Here is a 22,423-nt window from a genome sequence, read left to right as displayed (position 1 = left end):
ACTACGGGTCACCATCTAATCAGCTTAAAACTCTGAGGAAATGGTGTGATATTTAATCCTTATCTACTACAGCCCCTAAAAGAGAGTCAGCGAGACTGGGATAAATTTTTTTTAAATTATGACTTAAACATTTTTTTGATAGAGATTTCTAAAGACAAATACGTGCCAAACAATATCACCACCGAGCCGATAATCGCTGGCGTATCCAAAGCTTCACCAAGCAACAGATAACCCAAAATAATCGCAAAAATAGGAATCACCAACGTAATACTGGTCGCCCGCATCGGCCCAATGCTTTTAATCAATTGATTCATAAAAATCAGCGCGATGGCCGTCGAAAACACGCCAATACAAATGACAGAAACCCACGCCGTCACACTGATGCTCTTGCCATAAGGAAATTCATACAGCGCAATCGGCAGCATGATGACACTGGCAATGATGAGCGAACCTGCGGTGATCGCCACTGGTGAAACGTTGTCCAAATAATTTCTGGTAATGTTTGCCCCAACCGCATACCCAACGCACGCCAGTAATGCGTAGCCCATCGGCAATAACCCAGACCCAGACGTGGCACCCTGCTCGCCAAATAAGTTTTCACTCATCAAAATCACTACACCAATCACACCAATCACCAAGCCCAAAATCTGCTTTTTTGACAATCGATCTTTAAAGAATGTACTGGCGATAAAGCCACTCATCATAGGAACTGAGGCATTAAGCACTGCCAGTACGCCAGCGTTTACCGAACGTGCCGAAAAAGAAAATAGAATGAATGGCACGGCCGCAGAAAACAGTCCGACCAGCGTCAGCACCTTCCAGTTTTCACGAATGCCTTGTCTGTTTTTCTTTTTTAACAACACAAAAACCAGCATGGTGAGTCCGGCCAATACCACGCGCAGGCTGGCAAAAGCCAAGGAGCCAAACTCAGGCACGCCAATACGATAAAAGATAAAAGACAGCGACCACATAAAGGACAGTGTTATGAAAATGATGAGGTCGCGGTTGGTCATGGGTTGATCCTATCGAGCGTGGGACGGCATTGCTAAATGAAAAATGCTCAGTCGTGAAAAGTGGCGGGAAAGTAAAAAACCTCGATGATAACTTTTTACGCGCTCAATGGGTGTTGTATTTTTTGTATTTATCGAGGTTTTTATGGCATTCAAATGTCTCAAACAATCTCACCAGATAATAATTGAGTTTTAAAGTCGCATCGGTAAAAATGGTTGCACCCAATTTACAGGCCTATTTATAACACCTAAACGCATAATAAAAAGGAAAACAAATGAACCTACGCATCTTAAAGTCTGCCGTGACCAACCCTTGGTTTAACCTCGCGACCGAAGATTGGATATTCCAAGCATTGGACGCCAATTCACACACCCTATTCTTGTGGCGCAACAGCGAAACTGTGGTTATCGGGCGCTCACAAAATCCATGGGTAGAATGTAAAATCGATAAAATGCAAGCGGACGATATCTTTTTGGCGCGGCGTCAGAGTGGCGGTGGCGCGGTTTTTCATGATTTGGGCAACACCAATTTCACCTTTTTATCGCCCAAAGACAGCTACGACCAAGAAGCGAACTTCGCCATCATCATCAATGCACTAAAAAAGTCGGGCATAGACGCTGCGCTGTCTGGACGTAACGACATGCAAGTGGGCGACCGCAAGATATCAGGCAGCGCTTTCAAACATGCAGCCGATCGCAGTTTTCACCACGGCACATTATTAGTGAATGCCAATATGCAAAAACTGGGTGATTACCTCAATCCGCATCCGCTGAAACTCAAAGCCAAAGGTATCAAATCTGTCCGCGCCCGCGTCGCCAACTTGATTGAGTTCAATGAAAACATTAATCACGAGACGTTATCTGAGGCAATTATTGAGGCATTTTGTGAATATTATGGCGATACTGCACCAGTAGAAGAATTGGATGAAGCCAGCCTTGCCAAGCAGCCCACGCTCAATAAATACTATGAGCAAATGGCGGACTGGGACTGGCGCTTTGGCAAAACCCCTGAGTTCAGTCATCATATTGAGACGCGTTTTGATTGGGGTATTATCGATTTGCATCTTGATGTAAAGCAAGCAGTGATTCGCGATGTGGTCATTTTCTCTGATGCGTTGAATGTTGAATTAATTGAGTGGTTAAAAGAGTCGTTGACTGGCATTAAGTACAACAAAAATGACGTGAAATTGGCGCTTGATGCGTTAAAAGAGGCGCAGCCAGAGCTGGCAGCGCAAATTGAAGATGTGTCTGATTGGTTGACTGATGAGATGCAAGGTTAGATTTTTGCTTGTTATTGCTACTGAGCAAAATAGTCAGATGTTTATTATTATCAATACTTACCATGCTTTTAATCTCAATATAGATCAAGCCTGCCATACAAACCGCACCTTTAAATGAACTTAAGTTTGATATTTAATGCTTTAGCCCTCTATAATGTCATGCACATAAGAGTCGCTATAAGAATTTAAACTTTGGACAGTTAAGCAAGGTGGCAACATGGCAGCCTATATCACCGTTGGCGCAAAGACTTCTCATGGTGGGACAGTAATCACTGGCTCACCGCACACCACTCATAACGGCATTCCTGTCGCTCGCAAGGGCGATAAAGTCATGTGTAAAAAATGCAAAAAGGTGACCACTATTGTTAGTGGCGATGCCTCTTTTATCGTCGATGGTGCACCCATTGCCCGTGGCGGCGATGTCACCAGCTGCGGGGCTAAGCTGATTGCGATTCAGCAAGCGTTTGCGGAATCGGATTTTGATGTAGGAAGTATTGCGCAGGCTGCGCCTTTGGTGTTTCCTAAGTCGGATGTGAGTGACTCGTTTAGTGAAACGGTAGATAATGAGACCTATGACGATAGATTTCAATTACTAGATAAAACCACTCAACAACCCCTAAGTTATGTTAAGTATCGGCTAGATTATGATAATAAATCGATTGAAGGTCAGACCGACGAAGAAGGTTTTACTGAAACTATTGAAGCAAACCATCCTGCTGAAGTAAGTGTTCATTTACTGATAGACGAGGAGAGATAGCATGGCACAAAAAGAAATTAGCTGCGGTAGCTACAGACTTACTAGGAAAGATAATAACGGTCATAAGTGCATTGAGGTTGAAACGAAACGAAAACTTACTTCTGGTGAGAAGCAGATGGCTCGTACTATGTTTCAAGGTTCGATAAATTACGATTTGGTCTTTATATGTAGAGGTGGAATATTTCACGACGTGACTGGAAACGCTAGGACACTAGGTAACGAGATTACTCTTCCATCGAAGTCTTATGATAATTATCCTGATTTTTCTAACAATTCAGTATCACAAACTAAAAAGAATTGGTTTATTCACGAAATGGCACATATATGGCAATATCAACTCAGCTATAACACTCTTTTAGCAGGAGCATGTATTTTTGCGCGCGGTGATTATTTTGGAGAGGATGCTCAGCATAATGGTAAGGCTGTAAATAAACCTATGGCCTATAACTTTCATATCGTTAAAGATAATAAGAATTTTCCGAACTTTAACATGGAACAGCAAGCAGAAATTATAGCTCATTATTACGACATATCTATAAGGAAAACTAGATCAGACTACTATCAGTATCGAGATGATTATTATAAAATTTTAAAAGCATTTTTCTCCGACCCTTTTAACAGAGACTTACTCCCTACAGGAGTAACGATATGAACCATAACTTTCAAAAAATAATGATCTTTACCTTAATACTAGGAACATCCATCACATGTCAAGCCATGTCAAAGCCTGATTATGGACAAGTTGATATTACTGTTAAAAACAACCAACCTTGCCTCTATTTATCAGGTTATACAAGGGAAGTTGAATTAGAAAAAGATATTAACAAACTGACATATGCAATAGTATTTGAAGGCTCGAAAGACTTGTTCATAGTACACAATACTTACTTAGATATACCTAATAGCCCACAGAGCTGCTTACCAATATCGCAGATGGAAGCTTTAACGAGTCAACCTACTATCCGTCTCAATAAGCCTTATGGGATCGAGTTAAAATTAGGAATTCGAAACGAATATGCAAATGGTGCTAATTATGTTTCGGAATTCTGTATCATTAAAAATAATAACACCTACAAAATTGTTGAAGCAGATCGTGGAAGAGTCACTCCAAATTCAGATGAAGTCACTAACTACTGTACTGATAAAGAACTAGAAGAGAGGAAGTTTTGGTTTCAAAAGCTGAAAGAGTGGGTAAAAGGCTTTTTTCTATAAAAATATATAATGAACCAAGACTAACCTATTAGAAATAGCCTTTGAGTTTAGCCAACACATTGAGACGCACTTTGACTGGGTCATTATTGATTTGCACCTTGATCTGAAGCAAGCCGTCATTCGCGAGGTCGTAATTTTCTCTGATGCGTTAAATGTTTAGCTAATCGACCTGTTAAAAGACACGCTGACAGGGATTAAATACAACAAAGGTGACATCAAAAATAAGCTCGATGAATCGGGTAAAGTAAATCCTGAGTTAGCAGCGCAAATTGATGACGTCGAGAAGTGGTTAGATGGAGAGCTGGAGAAATAAAATTGAATTTTCTATATGCTTAAGAAACGTTACTACTAACAATATCTTGTCATAGGATAAAAGAGGAATCAATACTATGAGTGCTTCTAAAGAGGATGTTAAAGATTTAAATATTATCTTCCATGAGATACAGTCCCTTAAAGATACTTTCAATCAGTCTCCAGAACTTTATAAGAATAGTTTTGATAATGATATTGACCTTATGACAGCTGTATTACAATCTCCTCAGAATGCTGGAGAAGCAATTCAAAATCAAGTTCAGTTCTTTCTTTCCTCTAAAGCTCAGAGAAAACTACATGAAATTGCTAAAAGACAGTGTCTATCGCTAGATGATATAACAATAGATGAGTGTATCTGTGAAATTAGAAATGAAATGTATCTTCATTTGAAAAATGATGGAAGTTTTGATACGTCTGGATGCATAAAGTTGATATCAAAAGTACGTAAAAACATATATAGAGAAGCTAAGGATATTACATACTTCTTCCCCTTTAATGCACCTAGTCTCAGTCCTGAAAAAGAGATACAGATAGGTAGTGCGAAAATAATTCACAAGAATAATATTTATGCGAAAGTTAAAGATGATAGCGACTATGATCCTTTTATAAAAAACAACAACCCTAATAGTTTCAATTGTCTTCTTAGTATTACAATACCAAAATGCTCAAATAAAATGAGTGAAAGTAGAGCGCAAAATGTTGCAGCATTTATCTATGGCGTTATTAAAGTTTTTACTACTTCTTATGAGATCAAAGCTAATCAAGTAAACTTAATGAACAATCCCATCAAAAATAATATCAATCATTATATTGCTAGTAGTCGCGATAAATATTGGATTGGAGGCTCATATGCGTTTGGCGAAGATTTACAAGATTTTTGGAACACTTTTGAAGAAGACTTAGAAACAGATTTAGGGCTCGTCATTAAAAAACTTATATTACGAGCAGCATCTCCTACTAATAAAGAGTGTTTGGCTGACCGTCTCATTGATGCTTTCTATTGGTTCGGTGATGCTTCTAGAGACAATAATAGTAGCGCTCAAGTTGTTAAGCTAGTCACAGCAATGGAGAGGCTAGTCACTGTAAAAAATGAAGAAAAAAATAAAGATATAACAGAAAACTTTTGTCGCAGAGTTTCCTGCCTGATTGCTATATATCATAGTGAAATTGACGCAAGGTATAAGGAGTCGAAAAAAATGTATAAGTTAAGATCAGATTTTGTTCACGGATCACAAAGTATTTACAAAACTTATGACACAGAATTAGGTTTTGACCCTTTTAAGCTTGCATATCCAGCTATACTTTCTGCATGTATAGGGTTTTATGAGTTAGGTTTAGAGTTTGACTCTTATGAAACAAAGCTAAAAAGTATGTATTCTAAACTATCAGAAATATGTGAAGATGAAAAATATAAAACAAAGAAAATTATAAGTTCATAATCACTAAATCAAGAAAGAACGGCAGGAAATTGCTCCCCTACCGTTTTTAATTTGCTACTTTAAATTACTTGTTAAATCCCCGCCGCAACCTCAGCCCCATCACGAATCGCACGTTTGGCATCCAATTCAGCCGCGAGCTTAGCACCACCGATTAGATGATATTGCGCGTCTGGCGCATCACCGACATTTGGCATCAGCTCGACGACTGATTCTTGACCAGCACAGACGACAACGCTATCCACACGTAATAATTGCGTTTGACCTTGATTGTTGGTAATCCAAATCCCTTCATTGGTGATTTTATTATACTGAGCACCCGATACTTGGATGACACCGTGCGACTTGACGTGGGCGCGATGTACCCAGCCTGTGGTTTTATTGAGACCACCGCCCAAGCGCCCTTTGGTTCGCTGTATCAGATAGACTTGGCGAATCGGTTTGATGGCTTCAGGCTTTATCAGTCCTCCATCCGTTTGATAGTCCGTATCCTCGGTCACGCCCCACTCTTCGCGCCATTCGCTGATCGATTGCGCTGTTGGACGATAGCTTGGGTCTTTTAGCAACTCAGGGCCTAGTTCATCAAGCGGCTGACCATGTCGTGCGGTGAGATACTCACTAACATCAAAACCAATACCACCAGCGCCGATAACGGCGACGGTATCACCGACAGATTTTTCACCAGAGAGCAATTCCGCATAGCTCATCACTTGTGGCAAATCAGCGCCTTCAAGTTTACCAGCTAGGCTTCTTGGGACGACGCCAGTCGCGACGATGACATGATGAAATTTGGCTTTTTCTAACATGGTTTTATCGACTTTGGTATTGAGTTTAACCTCAACGCCCAAGTGCGCAAGCTCATTGATATAGTAGCGAATGGTCTCAAAGAATTCTTCTTTACCAGGGATGACTTTGGCGTAGTTAAACTGCCCACCCAAGATATCCTTGGCTTCAAACAGCGTGACTTCATGACCGCGCAGCGCTGCCACGTGCGCCGCCGACATACCAGCGACACCGCCACCAATGACTGCAACTTTTTTGGGTTTTTTCGCTTTTTTATAAACCAATTCAGTTTCGTAGCACGCTTGTGGATTGACCAAACAGGTCGAGCGTTTATGCTCAAAAGTATGATCGAGGCAGGCTTGATTACAGGCGATACAGGTATTAATGCGATTGGATTCGCCATTTTTAGCTTTATTTACCCAGTCCGGATCAGCTAAGAAGGGACGCGCCATTTGAATCATATCTGCTTGACCACTGGCGATGATTTCTTCCGCCGTATCCGGCATATTGATACGATTGGCCGCCATCATTGGAATGCTGATATGCTTTTTGATTTCGGCGCTAAAATCAACAAAGGCAGCACGCGGTACGCTGGTGACAATGGTCGGTACGCGCGCTTCATGCCAGCCGATACCTGTATTCATAATAGTCACGCCCGCCTTTTCTAGGGCTTTGGCCACAGTGATGACTTCATCCATGACATTGCCATCTTTGACCAAATCAATCACCGACAGGCGGAACAGGATAATAAAATCCTCTCCTGCTGCTTCGCGTACGGCTTTCACCACATCGACAGCAAATTTCATCCGACCCTGAATATCACCACCATAAATGTCCTTACGTTTATTGACGTGACGCGATAAGAACTGATTGATCAAGTAACCCTCAGACCCCATGATTTCGACACCATCGTAACCCGCTTGCTTGGCAAGTTTTGCTGAGCGAGCATAATCTTTCACCGTTTGCTCGATGTTTTTGATACTCATTTTGCGTGGTTTAAAAGGTGAGATTGGCGATTTGATTGGACTGGCTGACACCACAAATGGATGATATCCGTAACGACCACTGTGCAAGATTTGCATGATGATTTTGCTGTCGTATTTGTGTGCTGCACGGGTGACACGCTGATGATTCATCACGTCAGCTTTTGTGTTCATCGTGCCGCCAGCAGGGAGTAACCAGCCTTCGCGGTTGGGCGAGATACCGCCTGTAATCATCATGGCGACGCCGCCCTTGGCACGCTCCGCAAAATACGCAGCCAGTTTACCGTAATTATAAAAACGGTCTTCAAGCCCAGTATGCATAGAACCCATGACCAAACGGTTTTTTAGGGTGGTAAAGCCCAAATCTAGCGGCTCGAACAAATGCGGATAATGTTCATTGGTGCTGGCAGTGTCAATCGTATTGGCAGTCGAGCTGGCTGGCATATCATTTTCCTTATGAAGCGGTTGTAAGACTAAACATGCGATAGGAGTTAGCGTTACTGTCATCGTAACACACCGCCATTATTCTCAGCTACGCAGACAAGCGACTGATGAGTGAACACTATGTTCGTCAAACTACTTGCTCTATAGTCGGTGAAAAGTAATATCGATACAACACGTACTGCTGATGCAAATTTTTTGCAGCATTACCCAAGCTTAGGCTCAAACCATTGATAAATCAACATACCCATTACCATCGCTGGGATAAATACATATGCTTGCCACTGCCCCGTCCCTAACAGCACAATACCTGGTCCTGGACAAATACCCACCAGCCCCCAACCAATACCAAATAGCATCGCGCCGATAAGCAGGTTTTTATTGATGGTGGTTTTGTTTGGCAGATCAATTGACGTACCAATCCAGCTGCTTTGTTGACATTTGGCAAGCTGTACGCCCACAATCGCGATTATTAAGCCGCCACCCATTACCAGCACAAGAGAGATATCCCACGCGCCAAAAACATCCAAAAACCCTTGTACTTTGACAGGGTCAGTCATGCCGGATATCAGCAATCCAAAGCCGAATAATAATCCCGCCAGTAATCCAATTATATTTTTTAGCATTGCTCTGTCTCACTATTATCTTGTATGAATAGTACTAAACGCCGTCTGCGCAACGTGCGGCTATGCCCTTCAAATTAATCCTAAGACCTGCCGACCAATATAGACGGTCACGATACCAAATAACATAAAGGTCACCGTCGCTGCCATCGATCGTGGTGACAGTCGCGCATTACCGCAGATGCCATGCCCGCTGGTACAGCCTGAGCCTAGACGCGTACCAAAACCGACCAGCAGTCCTGCCCCAATGAGCAATGGCAAAGACGTACTAATCTCTACATCAGGTACCGGTCTGACCAAACCATATAACACTGGCGAGACGACAAGACCCAGTATAAATAGTACCTGCCACATCTCCACCCGTTTGGGCTTAAGCAAACTTGAGAAAATACCACTAATACCAGCAATACGGCCGATACCCAGCAGCAGTATGACCGTCGCTACGCCCAGTATCAGGCCTCCAACTAAGGAGATTGGGGTAAATGCTTGCCAGTCTATTTCTATACTCATGACTTGTACCTAAACGGGTTATGATTAAAAGTAGATTTATTATTCATTTTATATTAATACATTATATTATAAAATATAATGAAAAGGTAAAAAAATACTGAACCCACATCATAATTATATAGGTTCAGTACAATTACATAGGTTCAGTACTTTTTAAGCCGGATACCGCCAATCGTGCTTCTTGAATGAGTGCTACTTAGCAAGCACCTCATCAAGCGCTGATTCAAAACGCTGTACCGCACCATCCACATCCGTCAGTTTATCAAGACCAAATAGACCCAAGCGGAACGTTTTAAAATTATCAGGCTCGCCGACCTTTAAGGGGACACCAGCAGCGATTTGCACGCCAGCTTCAGCAAAAGCACTGCCTTTATGCATATCGTCACGATCCGTATAAGCCACGACCACGCCTGGCGCTTCAAAGCCTTTGGCTGCGACGCTTTCAACGCCTTTTTCTGCCAAAATTTTACGGATACGATTGCCCAATTCCCACTGTGCATCACACAGTTTATCGAAGCCAATGTTTTTAGCTTCTAAGATGGTATCGCGGAATTGACGCAAGCTATCCGTCGGCATGGTTGCATGATAAGCATGTCCGCCATTTTCATAAGCACGCATGATGTTTAGCCACTGTTTTAGGTCTAGGCTAAAGCTATCCGATTCGGTACTGTCTACTTTTTTGACGGCGGCATCACTTAGCATTACTAAACCCGCGCATGGGGTACTGCTCCAGCCTTTTTGTGGGGCGCTGATAAGGACGTCAATGCCCAAATTTTTCATATCCAGCCACACACAACCTGAGGCGATGCAGTCAATAACCAACAAACCACCCACGCTATGAACAGCGTCACTCAAGGCTTTAATATAATCGGCTGATAAGATAATGCCCGATGAGGTTTCAACATGCGGGGCAAAAACAACGGCAGGCTTGTCTGCTTTGATTGTCGCTACAGCCGTGTCGATATCAACTGGCGCAAACGGTTTTGGCAACTCACTATCATCAGTACGCTGAGCGGTTAACACGGTAGATGACTTAGCGATTTTGCCTTTTTCCAAAATTTGCGTCCAGCGATAGCTAAACCAGCCATTACGGATGATTAAGCAGTCTTCATTCTGTGCCAATTGACGCGCAACCGCTTCCATCCCATAAGTTCCAGCACCAGGCACGATCACGACAGCTTCAGCGTTATAGACCGACTTTAAATCGTTAGATAGGTCATTCATCACTTGCTGAAAGGCTTTAGACATGTGATTGAGCGCGCGGTCAGTGTAGACCACTGAGTATTCTAATAAGCCGTTTGGATCAATGTCTTGACGTAATGCAGTCATGGAACGCTCCCAGATTAATGGTTAGGTAATTTGATGCTTCTCACATTTGGTTAGAGAAAAACAGCTGACTTATATAGTGAGTTCAGCATTAAAATATAAGGTATTTGTTTTATTTAGCATCAACTATAACAAAAAATTATCAGCACTTATGATACTCATAACAGTTTGATATTAGCATTGATATTATAGGTTGACAACGATATGTTTATATAACGAGAGAGCATGGATACCGCGAGGTTTTTGGATTCAGCAGTGCCTATGTGTAAATTCTATACAGCCCCTAACGACCGCGGTGGGCATCTTGCAATCCTGATACCACAAAATCCAGCAAGTCACTATCCCCTTCTCGAGCAGCTTTGCGCATGAGTTTTGATGGGGCGTGCGTCAATGTCTGAGTCAAGCGGTGTGATAACTCAAGCAGAATATCCTCAGGATTGACATTTTCCTGCTGTAACTTGGCAATGGACTCATGTAGGAGCTTGTCCACTTGATCATGGGTACGCACGCGATATTGCTGAATGTCTTTACCCACTTGCCGCACTCGAAAACGACGGTCAATCTCAACGACTAGCTGACTGACCAGTAGTTCGGCATCCACTGCCGCTTGTCGACGTTGCTCAATATTACCTGCAATGACGTGTTGTAAGTCATCGACAGAATACAGATAAACGTCATCTATTCGACTGATCGTGGGGTCAATATCGCGAGGTACGGCCAAATCAATCATCAGCATGGGCTGGTAGCGACGACGCTTTAACGCTTGCAACGTCATGTTTTTATCAATCAACATATCCATACTGCCACTACAGCTGCTGACAATATCGGCTTCTGCCAGTATATGCGGTAAGTCTTGCAATGTTCTGACTTCCACTCGGCGGTCAGGATGACGCAGTTCAGCAGCCAGCGCCTCTGCTCGCTCAGGATTGCGGTTACAAATGATCACGCGCCCCACCCCAAGCCCAGCGATATGGGTAGCCACCAAGCGATTCATTTCACCTGCTGCGACAATCAGCAATGTGCGACTGGGCAAGTCATCAAATATTTGCGTGACTAGCTTCGCCGCTGCAAAACTGAGTGATACCGCTTGTGCGCCAACTTTGGTCTCATTGCGCACGCGCTTTGCCGCCGCAAACACTTGATCGACGATCCAACCGAGCTGATTACTCAACGCTTTTTGATCTTGTGCAAGGTGTACTGAGCGCTTGATTTGCCCGAGTATTTGCGGCTCACCCAATATCATCGAGTCCAGCCCAGCGGCAACTCTGAGCCAATGGGTTAAGGCATGAGTATCACGATGTACATAGAGATAGGAGTCAATCTCAGTGAGTGACAACTGCTTAAAATTGGCCAGCCATGTTTTAATCTTGACAATGTGAGCGCTGATGACAGCAGAGGAGACATTGGCACTGCTGCTAAATGTCTGACTAGCAACTGCCTGCCCAGCTGTTTCTACGCCTTGCGTGTCTATAGGCTGTGATTCTAAATTTTGTGACGTTAGGGTCTGCGGGACTAGCGCGTAAATCTCAGTGCGATTACAGGTCGACACAATCACACAACCATCAGTGAATGCCTCTAGCTGCTTGAGAGCGACATTCACGTCGTCGCCCACAAGTGCCAAGCGCTCTCGTAGAGCGACTGGTGCAGTTTTGTGATTGACCCCAATGACCACTAATCTCATTATTGATAGACCATAAACATGACGCTCACCTGCCAGCCAAGCTATCTTATTATTTTTAAAAGACAGTTTTTGACGACAGCGCTGAAAGGAAGACCCTAAAAACCGCTTATTATATCATTATTGCCAGCTTTAATTAACACTCACCCATCTATGACGGCTATTTGCTTGTATCTGGGCACGGATTTAACAAATCAACTACCTATATGATTTATAAAACCAATCGTTGAATTTTAGCGAAGGGCAATAGAAATAGGCATAAATTATTCGCTTACTACCCGCTAACTTGCTATATTTTTATATAGTTAATAATAGAGCGTGTCCTCAATCGGAACGAGAGCGACTAAAGGGCAGTAACACGGGCACTATTGTTTATCACATCACTCTACTCATATAATGCTTACCATGAGTACTCGTTAGCAATATTTGGTTTGAAATGATTAACATATAATTGCTTTATCTGTATTTTACCTATAGATAAAGCAATGGGCGAATGCGGCTATCTATGATTTTTTTTGGATCATTATTTCGATTACAGTTTCGATCTCAACGTGCACATGGCGAGCAATCTGGCCTTCGTGACTTATTAAAGATCGTCATTGAACGGTTGTACCAATATTACAAGCTAACGTTATCGTTGGCTGTTTGTCTGTGCCTATCAACACCCGTCCATGCCAGTCATCCGAATGTCTCTCCAAAGGCAAATGCTGCTAAAGTATCACTCGCCAGCCAAGGCGAAAACATGCTCAATAACAGCGTCGTGACTGTCACACGTGTTTATAAAAGTGCGCCGCGAACAGGTAATGTAGAGAATATTAACGGCTTAGCACCAGCAAGTTTATGGCAACCTGAACTAAGCGAGCCAAGCTTGTATGCGTTATTGGATGCGGAGTTTGCCGCAGATCGTGGAAACCAACAACGAGCACTGACTATCTATAAACAGCAATCTTTCAAGGACGATGCGACAGCAGTGTTTGAGAGAGCCCTTAGCCTATCCTTGCGCCTCGAACGGGTTGAGAATTCATTACAGTTTGCCAAATCATGGCAAGACCAAAACCCTGATCACGTACCTGCTTGGTTTTATGTGGCGCATTTAGCCCTACGAGCACATGATTATCTACTCGCTGGTGAAACGCTAAACCGTATTTTGCGTTATGATCCGCGCGCCGACTTAAGTGAAATCCTGATTGGCATCTATCCCAATAATGATAAAGACAAACGCGAACTCCTCGCCGCCTTACAGCCCATAGATAGCGAACAAAACGCCTCGTTGTCGGTTTTAAAAGCAGGTTTACTTTACCAGTTTAACGAGCCTGAGATTGCCATTGTGCACATCAACCGCGCATTAGAGCATCAACCGGATTATGTGCCTTTTATTACCTTAAAGGCCGATATATTGCGCAAAATTGTCACGGCTGAAACCGTGATCAATTATGTCAGTCAAGCTCGCCTGCGTAATCCTGATGATAAAAGCCTATATCTATATGAGATTCGCTATTTACTGGATTTAAAGCAAAGCCAAGAAGCATGGCAATTGTTGCTTGAAGCACACAATCGTTTTAGTGATGATGCCGAAATTACCTTGCTCGCTGCCTTGGTCAGTTTGGATATTGAAAAATACGAGCGCGCCGATCAGCTGCTCAATATGCTCGCCAAATCTCCGTCTTACCTTGATCAAGCTTATTATTATCTTGGTATCAGTGCCGAGCGCCAGCAGCGTTTTGAACAAGCCAAATACTATCTCAATGGTGTCATGCAAGAAGACTTGGTGCTAGAAGCACGCAAAAAAGTCGTTTACTTTGAATTGCTTGACAACGATGTCGATGCTGCCGTCGCCACCCTAGAAAAACTGCGTAAAGACTTTACTGTTTTTGCGCCTGATACGTTTGTGCTACAAGCCGATATTTTATGGCAGCAAAATGAGCCAGAAGAAGCCTTACAGCTATTAACTCAGGCGGCACGTCAGTACCCTGACAATGAGCCGTTATTGTTTGCACGCACGCAGTTACTTGATGATCAGAATGATTATATTGTCAAACGAACGTTGCTCAAGCATTTGCAAACACTAGATCCTAGCAATCTGGCTTATCAGCTTAGCTATGCTCAACTGCTGCTGGCCAATGACCACCGCTCTGAACAAGGTTTGGCACTGGCAACGACTATTATGCAAATTCGCTACGATGACCCACGTTATGATAATGAGCTACAGTTACAAGCGCTCAATGTGCTGGCAGGCAGCGCCTTAGCCAACAAAAACTATCAGCAAGTCATCGACTATCTACAAACACCTTATGATGTCCTGCCTACATTACGTTCAGGAACTCTGCTACTGCGCGCTTATCAAGGCCTAGGTGACAATGAAAAAGTCGAATCGTTACTTACAGATTTGCAGCAACGGTTCTCATTTGGCCAGCATAATATTAATGATCGCATACAACTATATTGATAACGCATATTGTACGAGATACAGTATTGAAGTCTTACGATTACAAGGCCTGTATAAGAAGCTAACAGCCACGCATAACTGAGTAACAAATAAGATTTAAGCTACTTTATAAATTTGTCCATTTTTGAGGAAACATCATGTCGGTACTAACCGCTTCGTATAAGCCTAATAAATTGACTGTATTCACTGCCATGGCCGCAGCGATTGCAATCACGTCTGGTTGTCAGTCATTAAAAACCGGCAGTGCCACCGCTCAGCCGACGCCTATACAAGGTCAAAACACGGCACAACCGCAAAAGCTTGAAAGTTTTAATATCACGGGCAAGATTGGCGTGACGACGCCTGCTAATGACAACACAGGAACTCAAGGCGGTAGTGCGTTTTATGCGTGGGGACAAGAAGACGATCGTTTTGCGATTGAACTGATTGGGGCGCTGGGTATCGGTAAAACCAACATCGAATACAACGGACAAACTGCCACGTTGGTCAGTGAAAAAACAGGCACCTTGACAGCCGATGATCCTGAGACATTGCTCAAAAAAGCCACTGGCTGGCAAGCGCCTATCTCGCAAATGCCTTACTGGATATCTGGTCGTCCTGCCCCTTCAGACAGTGAGCCGCAGCTCGATGCACAAAACCGTTTAATCAGTTCGGTCAATGGCGATTGGCGTGCCAGCTTTACCTATAGTGGCGCTGATAAATTACCAAGCAAGATCAGTGCTGTTCAACCACAAGGCAACAAGGTCGTCATGACGATTAACCATTAATCAGTCATCGATTGATCATGACACCTTTACCGAATAAACCCTGCTTATCAAGATAGTTGTTTATGACTGAAAACTTAGCCGTACCGACCGCCTCTGCTATCACCCGCCTATCACCCGCAAAAATCAACTTGTTTTTGCATATCACTGGCAAGCGGGCTGATGGCTATCATGATTTGCAAACGGTTTTTCGCTTGCTTGATTGGGGCGATTATTTGCATTTTTCGGTGATCGGTAATGCTGTGATACAGACATCTGATATTGAATTAGATGCTAATAAGCTCTGTCATCAGTTACTCGTGTTAACTGGCGCAGAAACAATCACGACCAGCCTCGAAGACAACCTCATCTTTAAGGCAACACGTGCCTTGCTAGCTGCTGCCTTAGCGTTAGATGCGCTACCTGAGCAGCTACCACCAGTCCACATTACGTTAGACAAGCAGTTGCCAATGGGCGCAGGATTGGGCGGTGGCTCGTCTAATGCCGCAACGACCATGCTTGTGCTTAATGAAGTTTGGCAACTGAATCTAACACGCGATACGCTGATAGAAATTGGCACAAAAGTGGGTGCAGATGTACCCATTTTTATCTTTGGCCAAGACGCCATCGCTATGGGCATTGGCGAGCAATTAACCGCCATTGATTTACCCGACCAGCAATATTTGCTTCTCACACCAAACGCGCATGTGAATACTGCCAAGCTGTTCACCCATCCCAAACTGTCACGAGATATCGCGCCGCTATCGATACAGACCATACAAAATCAGTCTCATCATTACTTCCAAAATTTGCTCGTCCCCTACCAAAATGTCTTTACGCCAGTCGTTACGAGCCTTGCCCCTGCTGTAAAAGCAGCTTTGCATTATTTGCAAGGTTTAGAGACGCAAGCACTTGGCACAGCACGCATGACTGGCTCTGGTAGCGCGGTGTTCTTACCATTGGATGCCAGCGTTGTTGATAATAAAGCGCTTTTGGCAAAGTGGGTTGAAGAGGCGCCTTGTGCGGGATATGTGGTTGGGAGTTTTCAAGACAATATTTAGGATTATCTCGTCTCGTAGATCGGCACTCAGTTATGGCTACTATCAATGCCGCAGGGCGCACACTACTTATTAGGGCGGCAAACTTATCTTCTATAGTATTATTTATTAAAGTAGATTCGTAGGGTAATTGATATTAGTTCCGAACGGTGTTATTTCTAAATAATATTCATCAATATTCCAAATGCATAATTTGCACATAAATATAATTTCTTTTAAATGATTACTCATTTCATTGTCGTTTTCAGACTCACTCATTACTATTTGAATCTCCTTCATAAAATCTAATATATCTAAAGTTGTCATTAGGGCGGAAGGGTCACAATCATCGGTATATCTTAAGATCTCGAACTTGTCTTTGTCATTTTCCCTTTCTAGAACATCACCGTTTCTGGGATGAAACACACTATATATAATTTTGCCTTTTTCACTATTATTTGAGCTCTCAGACTGGGATGGTCTTCTTAAAACATTAATAAATTGCATAAACGACTCGATATATAATGGTATATAAAGTGAAAAAAATTTGTATAACATGAATTCTAAGCAACGAAAGACACATACATTTTGAAAAATCTCCGCGAGACTTACTTTACCTAAGCTTCAAACAAATATAAATCATCAACATCAAATATAGTTATGCTCTTAAACATTAATCTACCAAAATCACCTCATCACCAACTGATTACGAATAAAAGCCATAAAAAGGCGCAAATAACTTGCAAAATCTGAAAATTTACTTATAATAGGTCGCCTCAATAGGGGTATAGCCAAGTTGGTAAGGCATCAGGTTTTGATCCTGACATCCGTTGGTTCGAGTCCAGCTACCCCTGCCATTTTTAAGCTCAAAGCGTTTGATATGTATTGATTATAGACGGCTTATCAACAGCCTCTTATGTTAATGTCATTGACAACGTTATCCCAGTTTCGGTATAGTTCGCAATGGACACCGCTAGGGAAAAGTTATGTTTTAAACGGTTCATCCGTTTCTTAGATAACGAAAGGTCGTGACGCCATTCTGAGAGTGACTAAGTATTACCAGTTGCTATTAGATATCGGACAGTCGCAGCCTAGACATTACAGGGGTATAGCCAAGTTGGTAAGGCATCAGGTTTTGATCCTGACATCCGTTGGTTCGAGTCCAGCTACCCCTGCCATTTTTTACTGTAATAGTAGTCATCAAAACTTTTCACCACTCTTTTCTGAATTTGAGCAGTTTGACACTGCTTAGCGGTCGCTGCTTGAGTCAATCAATAGGACTTCTGTCATGCCTTATTTGGCGATTTTTACGGGTAATGCTCACCCTGAATTAGCAAAAACCGTAGCCGATCATCTTCATATACCTCTTGGTAAAGCTGACATCACGCGTTTTTCTGATGGCGAAATTGCCGTGGAAATCAAAGAACACGTACGTGGTAAAGACGTGTTTATCATGCAGCCTACTTGTGCACCAACCAACGACAATTTGATGGAAATCATGATGATGGCCGATGCTTTGCGTCGCTCTAGTGCTGGCCGTATTACCGCCGTCATGCCCTACTTTGGTTATGCCCGTCAAGATCGCCGCCCACGCTCAGCTCGCGTTCCTATCTCGGCCAAAGTGGTCGCTGATATGTTAAACATCGTCAGTATCGATCGCGTGATGACGGTTGATTTGCATTCAGATCAGATTCAGGGTTTCTTTGATATTCCTGTTGATAATATCTATGGCACGCCTGTGCTGTTGAACGACCTACAAAAACAAGATTATGACAATATCATGGTCGTCTCACCTGACGTCGGCGGTGTGGTTCGTGCGCGCGCAATGGCTAAGCAATTGGGTGATACCGACATGGCGATTATTGATAAGCGCCGTGCCCGTGCCAATGAGTCACAAGTCATGCATATCATTGGTGACGTTCGTGACCGTGATTGCGTGATTGTGGATGACATGGTCGATACTGCTGGTACGTTATGTAAAGCAGCAGAAGCCCTAAAAGCAAATGGTGCACGCCGCGTCTTGGCGTATATTACCCACCCTGTCTTATCTGGTAATGCGCTACAAAACATCAGTGAATCGGCGTTAGATGAAGTGGTTGTGACCGATACGATCCCGTTATCAGCTGCTGCCAAAGCTTGTAGCAAAATCCGTCAAGTAAGCATTGCACCGATGCTGGCTGAAAGCTTACGCCGTATCAATAACGAAGAATCTATCAGCGCAATGTTTGATTCTTAATACAGTCGGTTAAAAATAAAAAAAGTACAACTAGAGCGTCAAGTGTAACTACTTGGCGCTTTTTTTTGCCTATTCGTGTTGCGCAGTCATTTTTCGTAGGTCTTTATTATTGTTATAAAAACACGTATAATGCGCGCCTGTGCCGACCTTTTTTTTGATTTCATTAGGTTGGCATTATTAAAAGTGCTGATCGTGCTGAATAATAGTGACGGTTATGGTAATTGTTATCATAAAAATCACTACTAGTAAGCAAATGGCTATATTTGGAAATTGTACGGTTTTTATGCAATAACAAATCATAGCTATCATCACGTATTAGTGGATTGGTCGCAAATCCACTTTTTTATGACCAGACACTTCATCATTCTTTTTATAGGATTATATCCATGAGCATTAATCATTTTGAACTAAACGCTGTTGACCGCTCTGCTGAACAACAAGGTAAAGGTGCGAGCCGCCGCCTACGTAAGCAGAAACTTGTGCCAGCTATCATCTATGGTGGTAACGAAGAACCTACTTCTATCTCTATCAAAATCAACGAGCTAGTAAAAGCACTTGAGTTTGAAGCGTTTTTCTCACACATTTTGACCATCAATGTTGACGGTACCGAGCATCAAGCCGTTATCAAAGACTTGCAACGTCATCCTGCAAAAGGCTTCCCAATGCATGCTGACTTCCAGCGCATTGTAAAAGGTCAAAAAATCCACATGAATGTTCCTGTGCATTTCGTTGGTCGTGAAGATGCGCCAGGTACTGCGGCTGCTGGTGTACTATCTACCCTAGTATCTGATATCGAAATCATCTGCATACCATCACAGTTACCTGAGTATCTAGAAATAGATGTATCTGGTATGGAAATCGGTGATTTGTTCCGTTTATCAGACATCAAACTTCCTGAAGGCGTTGTTATTCATGAGCTAGAGCTGGAAGACGGCCATGACCGTACTATCGTTAACATGCAGCCACCAACGGTTGAAGAAGTTGACGAAGTTGCTGACGACGTGGATGCTGCTGATGTACCTGCCACTGAGCAAAATGGCGAAGTTGACGCTGAAGACAACAAAGACGGCGAATAATCATACAGCCATATAGCTACCTATGGTAGTGTGTATGGTTCATGAGGTATTCAGTCAAGAAAACAGCAGGTGATTCATATCTCCTGCTGTTTTTGTAACTAAGGTTTGAAAACAACGATTAGTCAGATCAAGATAAAGAATTTTTGGCGATAGCGCCTTTCTTTTGATAGAGATCGACTGTGACTTGTGCTGTGACAAACCTAATCACTCATTTATTAAATCCAAGTAGGGTGTTTTTATGGCCATAAAGCTTATTGTCGGTCTTGGTAATCCTGGTCAGCAGTATATGTTTACGCGTCACAATGCTGGATTTTGGTTTGTCCATCATTTGGCTCAGCAGTTTAATATCACTCTCGCTCATGACAAAAAGTTTCATGGAGTGACAGGACGCGGGCAAATCCACGGGTCTGATGTGCGTCTGCTCATGCCATTGACTTTTATGAATAAGTCTGGTCAGTCAGTCGTGCCCATGGTGAAGTTTTATGGCATCAAAAATGACGAATTGCTGATTGCCCATGATGAGCTCGATATTCCAGCAGGCAGTATCAAGCTCAAAACCGATGGCGGTCATGGTGGTCATAATGGTCTACGTGACATTACCCCGCATATCGGCAATGACTTTCATCGCCTGCGTGTGGGCATCGGGCATCCTGGTCACAAATCGAAAGTCAGTGGACACGTCCTATCCAAAGCATCTCCCGACGAGCAAATTGCCATTGACAGCGCTTTAACCGCTGCGTTTGAGGCGCTACCATTGTTGCTAGATGGTGATGTCGAAAAAGCACGCTCACAGATCAATAGCTTTAAAATGCCTGAATAAATAGCACATCAGTTATAGTGGCCTTTTATTTTAGCAAGTCAATCCCCATTAACCATTTGATTTAGTTAATTTATCTCCGTTACGCCAAGGAAGCAACTTATGCTACTTAATATGCTTAAATGCAAATTACACCGTGCTCGCGTCACTCATGCCGAACTTCATTATGAAGGCTCATGTGGTATCGACGGTGACTTATTAGATCTTGCTGGTCTGCGCGAGAATGAGTCCATCGATATCTATAATGTGACCAATGGCAAACGCTTTCGCACCTATGCTATCCGTGCTGAAGCAGGCTCTGGAATTATCTCGTTAAATGGTGCTGCGGCTCACATGGCAGATTTAGGTGACATCGTGATTATCTGTGCTTATGCCCACTTTGATGAAGTAGAAGCATCGACGTATCAACCAAAACTGGTTTATTGCAACGAAGACAATACAGTCAAAGACACTGCCAATATTATTCCTGTGCAAGTGGCGTAAGATGGAAAAATAAAGAGTTTTTGGATAAAGCAAGTATAAACAATCAACTAAACTGTTGAAGTTATTCTTATTATTTGACCAAAACCTTTATGCTAATATGAAAGCTGAATCCAAAATAAGATTCGGCTTTTTTTATACCATTCTACATGGCAAATCTATACTTTTTATGACAAACAAGGAAACATACTGATGTGGTTGGCAGTGATTGCAATACTGGTTGGATTGGCAATTTTAGTTTGGAGCGCTGATGTCTTTATCGATGGGGCGACCGCTATAGCAAAGAAATTTAGTGTGCCTAGCTTTTTGATTGGGGTGTTGATATTAGGCATCGGCACGTCAGCGCCCGAGATGGTGGTGTCTGTATTGGCCGCGTTAGAAGGCAGTCCTGAGCTGGCTTTAGGGAACGCCTATGGCTCTAATATCATCAATATTGCCTTGGTATTGGGTGCAACGGTACTGATTAGCCCTATTATCATCCGTAAAGCCATCGTCAAGCGTGATTTGCCTCTTTTAGTGATCATAACAGCGATAGCAGCATGGCAGTTGCGTGATGGGATGCTAAGTTTAACCGATGGTCTGATATTATTGGCGTTATTGGTCATCGTCTTGGGAATGCAGATCGTGCTCAGCCTACGCGAAGGCAATCATGAAAATGATGCGATGGCAGCAGAGAATACTGATCCAAATCATGTAGAACCAAGCGTTGGACGAGGTGTCGGCAGCTTATTTCTTGGTATATTAATGCTAGTAATAAGCTCACGGGCGATCGTTTGGGGTGCTGTCGAGTTGGCCACGTTTTGGGGACTCAGCGAGCTGATCATTGGCTTAACGATTGTCGCCGTTGGTACATCGTTACCTGAGCTGGTATCAAGCTTATCAGCGGCACGTAAGGGCGAGCACGATATGGCACTGGGCAACATCATTGGCTCAAATATATTCAATACCTTGGCCGTCGTTGGTCTCGCAGCCTTGATTGCACCCATCACCGTCAATCCAATTATCTTGTCGCGCGACGTACTGGCAATGGGCGCGATCACTTTATTACTTGTTGCCCTGTGCGTCTTTGCCTTCACGGCTAAGCGTCAATTTAGCCGCGTTGCTGGCTCCACACTGGTGCTCTTTTTTGTGGGTTACACAGCGTGGCTCATTCAAACTGTTAATATGTAGTTTTTACTCTTTAGAATAGCAAACGCTAAGCCACCTAAATTTTGTAAGCTTAGCTCATTTATACATT

General features: G+C 43.0%; 21 protein-coding genes and 2 tRNA genes. 16 read left to right on the top strand and 7 right to left on the bottom strand.

Annotation, left to right across the window (positions count from 1 at the left end):
* Positions 1 to 116: 116 nt before the first annotated feature.
* Positions 117 to 1,013, bottom strand: coding sequence for a DMT family transporter (locus JMY02_RS12510; protein WP_201598803.1), 897 nt, complete (start codon positions 1,011 to 1,013; stop codon positions 117 to 119).
* Positions 1,014 to 1,285: 272 nt separating this feature from the next.
* On the opposite strand from JMY02_RS12510, the gene JMY02_RS12505 reads away from it, so the two are divergent.
* The 6 genes from JMY02_RS12505 to JMY02_RS12480 all read left to right on the top strand — a co-directional run bounded on the left by JMY02_RS12505 (position 1,286) and on the right by JMY02_RS12480 (position 6,010).
* Positions 1,286 to 2,290, top strand: coding sequence for a lipoate--protein ligase (locus JMY02_RS12505; protein WP_201598802.1), 1,005 nt, complete (start codon positions 1,286 to 1,288; stop codon positions 2,288 to 2,290).
* 217 nt (positions 2,291 to 2,507) lie between these two features.
* Complete coding sequence (locus tag JMY02_RS12500; RefSeq protein WP_201598799.1) at positions 2,508 to 3,047, top strand: PAAR domain-containing protein; 540 nt, start codon at positions 2,508 to 2,510, stop codon at positions 3,045 to 3,047.
* A gap of 1 nt (position 3,048) precedes the next feature.
* On the top strand, positions 3,049 to 3,699 hold the full coding sequence (locus tag JMY02_RS12495; RefSeq protein ID WP_201598798.1) for a hypothetical protein: 651 nt from the start codon (positions 3,049 to 3,051) through the stop codon (positions 3,697 to 3,699).
* Entirely contained in the window at positions 3,696 to 4,259 is a 564-nt protein-coding gene (locus tag JMY02_RS12490; protein ID WP_201598797.1) for a hypothetical protein, read from the top strand. The genes JMY02_RS12495 and JMY02_RS12490 overlap by 4 nt, the downstream gene beginning before the upstream one ends.
* Before the next feature lie 34 nt (positions 4,260 to 4,293).
* A complete protein-coding gene (locus JMY02_RS13665) occupies positions 4,294 to 4,419 on the top strand; it encodes a lipoate protein ligase C-terminal domain-containing protein (protein WP_227678518.1) in 126 nt (41 codons plus the stop codon).
* A gap of 229 nt (positions 4,420 to 4,648) precedes the next feature.
* Complete coding sequence (locus tag JMY02_RS12480; RefSeq protein ID WP_201598796.1) at positions 4,649 to 6,010, top strand: HEPN domain-containing protein; 1,362 nt, start codon at positions 4,649 to 4,651, stop codon at positions 6,008 to 6,010.
* A gap of 71 nt (positions 6,011 to 6,081) precedes the next feature.
* Here the strand turns inward: JMY02_RS12480 and JMY02_RS12475 are convergent, their stop codons facing one another.
* From JMY02_RS12475 to hemA, 5 genes are all read right to left on the bottom strand, one after another.
* Positions 6,082 to 8,217: an NADPH-dependent 2,4-dienoyl-CoA reductase gene (locus tag JMY02_RS12475; protein ID WP_201598795.1), complete on the bottom strand. Its 2,136-nt coding sequence runs from the start codon at positions 8,215 to 8,217 to the stop codon at positions 6,082 to 6,084.
* 203 nt (positions 8,218 to 8,420) lie between these two features.
* On the bottom strand, positions 8,421 to 8,840 hold the full coding sequence (locus JMY02_RS12470) for a DUF6691 family protein (protein ID WP_201598794.1): 420 nt from the start codon (positions 8,838 to 8,840) through the stop codon (positions 8,421 to 8,423).
* Between the two features lie 69 nt (positions 8,841 to 8,909).
* Positions 8,910 to 9,347: a YeeE/YedE family protein gene (locus JMY02_RS12465; RefSeq protein ID WP_201598786.1), complete on the bottom strand. Its 438-nt coding sequence runs from the start codon at positions 9,345 to 9,347 to the stop codon at positions 8,910 to 8,912.
* A gap of 192 nt (positions 9,348 to 9,539) precedes the next feature.
* Positions 9,540 to 10,676, bottom strand: a complete 1,137-nt coding sequence (locus JMY02_RS12460; protein WP_201598784.1) for an aminotransferase class V-fold PLP-dependent enzyme — start codon at positions 10,674 to 10,676, stop codon at positions 9,540 to 9,542.
* A gap of 280 nt (positions 10,677 to 10,956) precedes the next feature.
* Positions 10,957 to 12,354, bottom strand: a complete 1,398-nt coding sequence (hemA, locus tag JMY02_RS12455) for a glutamyl-tRNA reductase (protein ID WP_201598782.1) — start codon at positions 12,352 to 12,354, stop codon at positions 10,957 to 10,959.
* A 502-nt stretch (positions 12,355 to 12,856) separates the two neighbouring features.
* Here hemA and JMY02_RS12450 point away from each other — a divergent pair.
* From JMY02_RS12450 to ispE, 3 genes are all read left to right on the top strand, one after another.
* Complete coding sequence (locus JMY02_RS12450; RefSeq protein WP_201598781.1) at positions 12,857 to 14,797, top strand: tetratricopeptide repeat protein; 1,941 nt, start codon at positions 12,857 to 12,859, stop codon at positions 14,795 to 14,797.
* A 137-nt stretch (positions 14,798 to 14,934) separates the two neighbouring features.
* Positions 14,935 to 15,564, top strand: a complete 630-nt coding sequence (gene lolB, locus JMY02_RS12445; protein ID WP_201598779.1) for a lipoprotein insertase outer membrane protein LolB — start codon at positions 14,935 to 14,937, stop codon at positions 15,562 to 15,564.
* A 62-nt stretch (positions 15,565 to 15,626) separates the two neighbouring features.
* A complete protein-coding gene (gene ispE, locus JMY02_RS12440; RefSeq protein ID WP_201598777.1) occupies positions 15,627 to 16,601 on the top strand; it encodes a 4-(cytidine 5'-diphospho)-2-C-methyl-D-erythritol kinase in 975 nt (324 codons plus the stop codon).
* Between the two features lie 105 nt (positions 16,602 to 16,706).
* Here ispE and JMY02_RS12435 read toward each other — a convergent pair whose 3' ends face one another.
* Positions 16,707 to 17,084 (bottom strand): hypothetical protein, encoded by a 378-nt coding sequence (locus JMY02_RS12435; RefSeq protein WP_201598775.1) that lies wholly within the window; start codon positions 17,082 to 17,084, stop codon positions 16,707 to 16,709.
* A 274-nt stretch (positions 17,085 to 17,358) separates the two neighbouring features.
* Here JMY02_RS12435 and JMY02_RS12430 point away from each other — a divergent pair.
* From JMY02_RS12430 to JMY02_RS12400, 7 genes are all read left to right on the top strand, one after another.
* Positions 17,359 to 17,434: transfer RNA gene (locus tag JMY02_RS12430), tRNA-Gln, on the top strand.
* 245 nt (positions 17,435 to 17,679) lie between these two features.
* Positions 17,680 to 17,755: transfer RNA gene (locus JMY02_RS12425), tRNA-Gln, on the top strand.
* Positions 17,756 to 17,865: 110 nt separating this feature from the next.
* On the top strand, positions 17,866 to 18,813 hold the full coding sequence (locus JMY02_RS12420; protein ID WP_201598773.1) for a ribose-phosphate pyrophosphokinase: 948 nt from the start codon (positions 17,866 to 17,868) through the stop codon (positions 18,811 to 18,813).
* Between the two features lie 386 nt (positions 18,814 to 19,199).
* Entirely contained in the window at positions 19,200 to 19,889 is a 690-nt protein-coding gene (locus JMY02_RS12415; RefSeq protein WP_201598771.1) for a 50S ribosomal protein L25/general stress protein Ctc, read from the top strand.
* Positions 19,890 to 20,127: 238 nt separating this feature from the next.
* Entirely contained in the window at positions 20,128 to 20,709 is a 582-nt protein-coding gene (pth, locus tag JMY02_RS12410) for an aminoacyl-tRNA hydrolase (RefSeq protein WP_021813997.1), read from the top strand.
* A 99-nt stretch (positions 20,710 to 20,808) separates the two neighbouring features.
* Complete coding sequence (panD, locus tag JMY02_RS12405; RefSeq protein WP_010196068.1) at positions 20,809 to 21,189, top strand: aspartate 1-decarboxylase; 381 nt, start codon at positions 20,809 to 20,811, stop codon at positions 21,187 to 21,189.
* A gap of 189 nt (positions 21,190 to 21,378) precedes the next feature.
* Positions 21,379 to 22,356 carry a calcium/sodium antiporter gene (locus tag JMY02_RS12400; protein WP_201598770.1) on the top strand — a complete coding sequence of 326 codons (978 nt, stop codon included), beginning with the start codon at positions 21,379 to 21,381 and terminating at the stop codon, positions 22,354 to 22,356.
* Positions 22,357 to 22,423: the final 67 nt, after the last annotated feature.

It is taken from the genome of Psychrobacter vallis (genome assembly GCF_904846715.1).
GTDB classification, from domain to species: domain Bacteria; phylum Pseudomonadota; class Gammaproteobacteria; order Pseudomonadales; family Moraxellaceae; genus Psychrobacter; species Psychrobacter vallis.
The sequence above is the reverse complement of the archived record's forward strand: the minus strand, read 5'-3'. Positions and strand labels throughout refer to the sequence as shown.

What these genes read in the sequence shown, in the direction of transcription:
- JMY02_RS12450 (WP_201598781.1), top strand. Translation starts at nt 12,857, where the DNA reads ATGATTTTTTTTGGATCATTATTTCGATTACAGTTTCGATCTCAACGT.
- JMY02_RS12480 (WP_201598796.1), top strand. Translation starts at nt 4,649, where the DNA reads ATGAGTGCTTCTAAAGAGGATGTTAAAGATTTAAATATTATCTTCCAT.
- hemA (WP_201598782.1), bottom strand. Translation starts at nt 12,354, where the DNA reads ATGAGATTAGTGGTCATTGGGGTCAATCACAAAACTGCACCAGTCGCT.
- ispE (WP_201598777.1), top strand. Translation starts at nt 15,627, where the DNA reads ATGACTGAAAACTTAGCCGTACCGACCGCCTCTGCTATCACCCGCCTA.
- JMY02_RS12490 (WP_201598797.1), top strand. Translation starts at nt 3,696, where the DNA reads ATGAACCATAACTTTCAAAAAATAATGATCTTTACCTTAATACTAGGA.
- JMY02_RS12495 (WP_201598798.1), top strand. Translation starts at nt 3,049, where the DNA reads ATGGCACAAAAAGAAATTAGCTGCGGTAGCTACAGACTTACTAGGAAA.
- JMY02_RS12400 (WP_201598770.1), top strand. Translation starts at nt 21,379, where the DNA reads ATGTGGTTGGCAGTGATTGCAATACTGGTTGGATTGGCAATTTTAGTT.
- JMY02_RS12465 (WP_201598786.1), bottom strand. Translation starts at nt 9,347, where the DNA reads ATGAGTATAGAAATAGACTGGCAAGCATTTACCCCAATCTCCTTAGTT.
- lolB (WP_201598779.1), top strand. Translation starts at nt 14,935, where the DNA reads ATGTCGGTACTAACCGCTTCGTATAAGCCTAATAAATTGACTGTATTC.
- JMY02_RS12510 (WP_201598803.1), bottom strand. Translation starts at nt 1,013, where the DNA reads ATGACCAACCGCGACCTCATCATTTTCATAACACTGTCCTTTATGTGG.
- JMY02_RS12500 (WP_201598799.1), top strand. Translation starts at nt 2,508, where the DNA reads ATGGCAGCCTATATCACCGTTGGCGCAAAGACTTCTCATGGTGGGACA.
- JMY02_RS12460 (WP_201598784.1), bottom strand. Translation starts at nt 10,676, where the DNA reads ATGACTGCATTACGTCAAGACATTGATCCAAACGGCTTATTAGAATAC.
- JMY02_RS12415 (WP_201598771.1), top strand. Translation starts at nt 19,200, where the DNA reads ATGAGCATTAATCATTTTGAACTAAACGCTGTTGACCGCTCTGCTGAA.
- JMY02_RS12420 (WP_201598773.1), top strand. Translation starts at nt 17,866, where the DNA reads ATGCCTTATTTGGCGATTTTTACGGGTAATGCTCACCCTGAATTAGCA.
- JMY02_RS12505 (WP_201598802.1), top strand. Translation starts at nt 1,286, where the DNA reads ATGAACCTACGCATCTTAAAGTCTGCCGTGACCAACCCTTGGTTTAAC.
- pth (WP_021813997.1), top strand. Translation starts at nt 20,128, where the DNA reads ATGGCCATAAAGCTTATTGTCGGTCTTGGTAATCCTGGTCAGCAGTAT.
- JMY02_RS12475 (WP_201598795.1), bottom strand. Translation starts at nt 8,217, where the DNA reads ATGCCAGCCAGCTCGACTGCCAATACGATTGACACTGCCAGCACCAAT.
- JMY02_RS12470 (WP_201598794.1), bottom strand. Translation starts at nt 8,840, where the DNA reads ATGCTAAAAAATATAATTGGATTACTGGCGGGATTATTATTCGGCTTT.
- JMY02_RS12435 (WP_201598775.1), bottom strand. Translation starts at nt 17,084, where the DNA reads ATGCAATTTATTAATGTTTTAAGAAGACCATCCCAGTCTGAGAGCTCA.
- panD (WP_010196068.1), top strand. Translation starts at nt 20,809, where the DNA reads ATGCTACTTAATATGCTTAAATGCAAATTACACCGTGCTCGCGTCACT.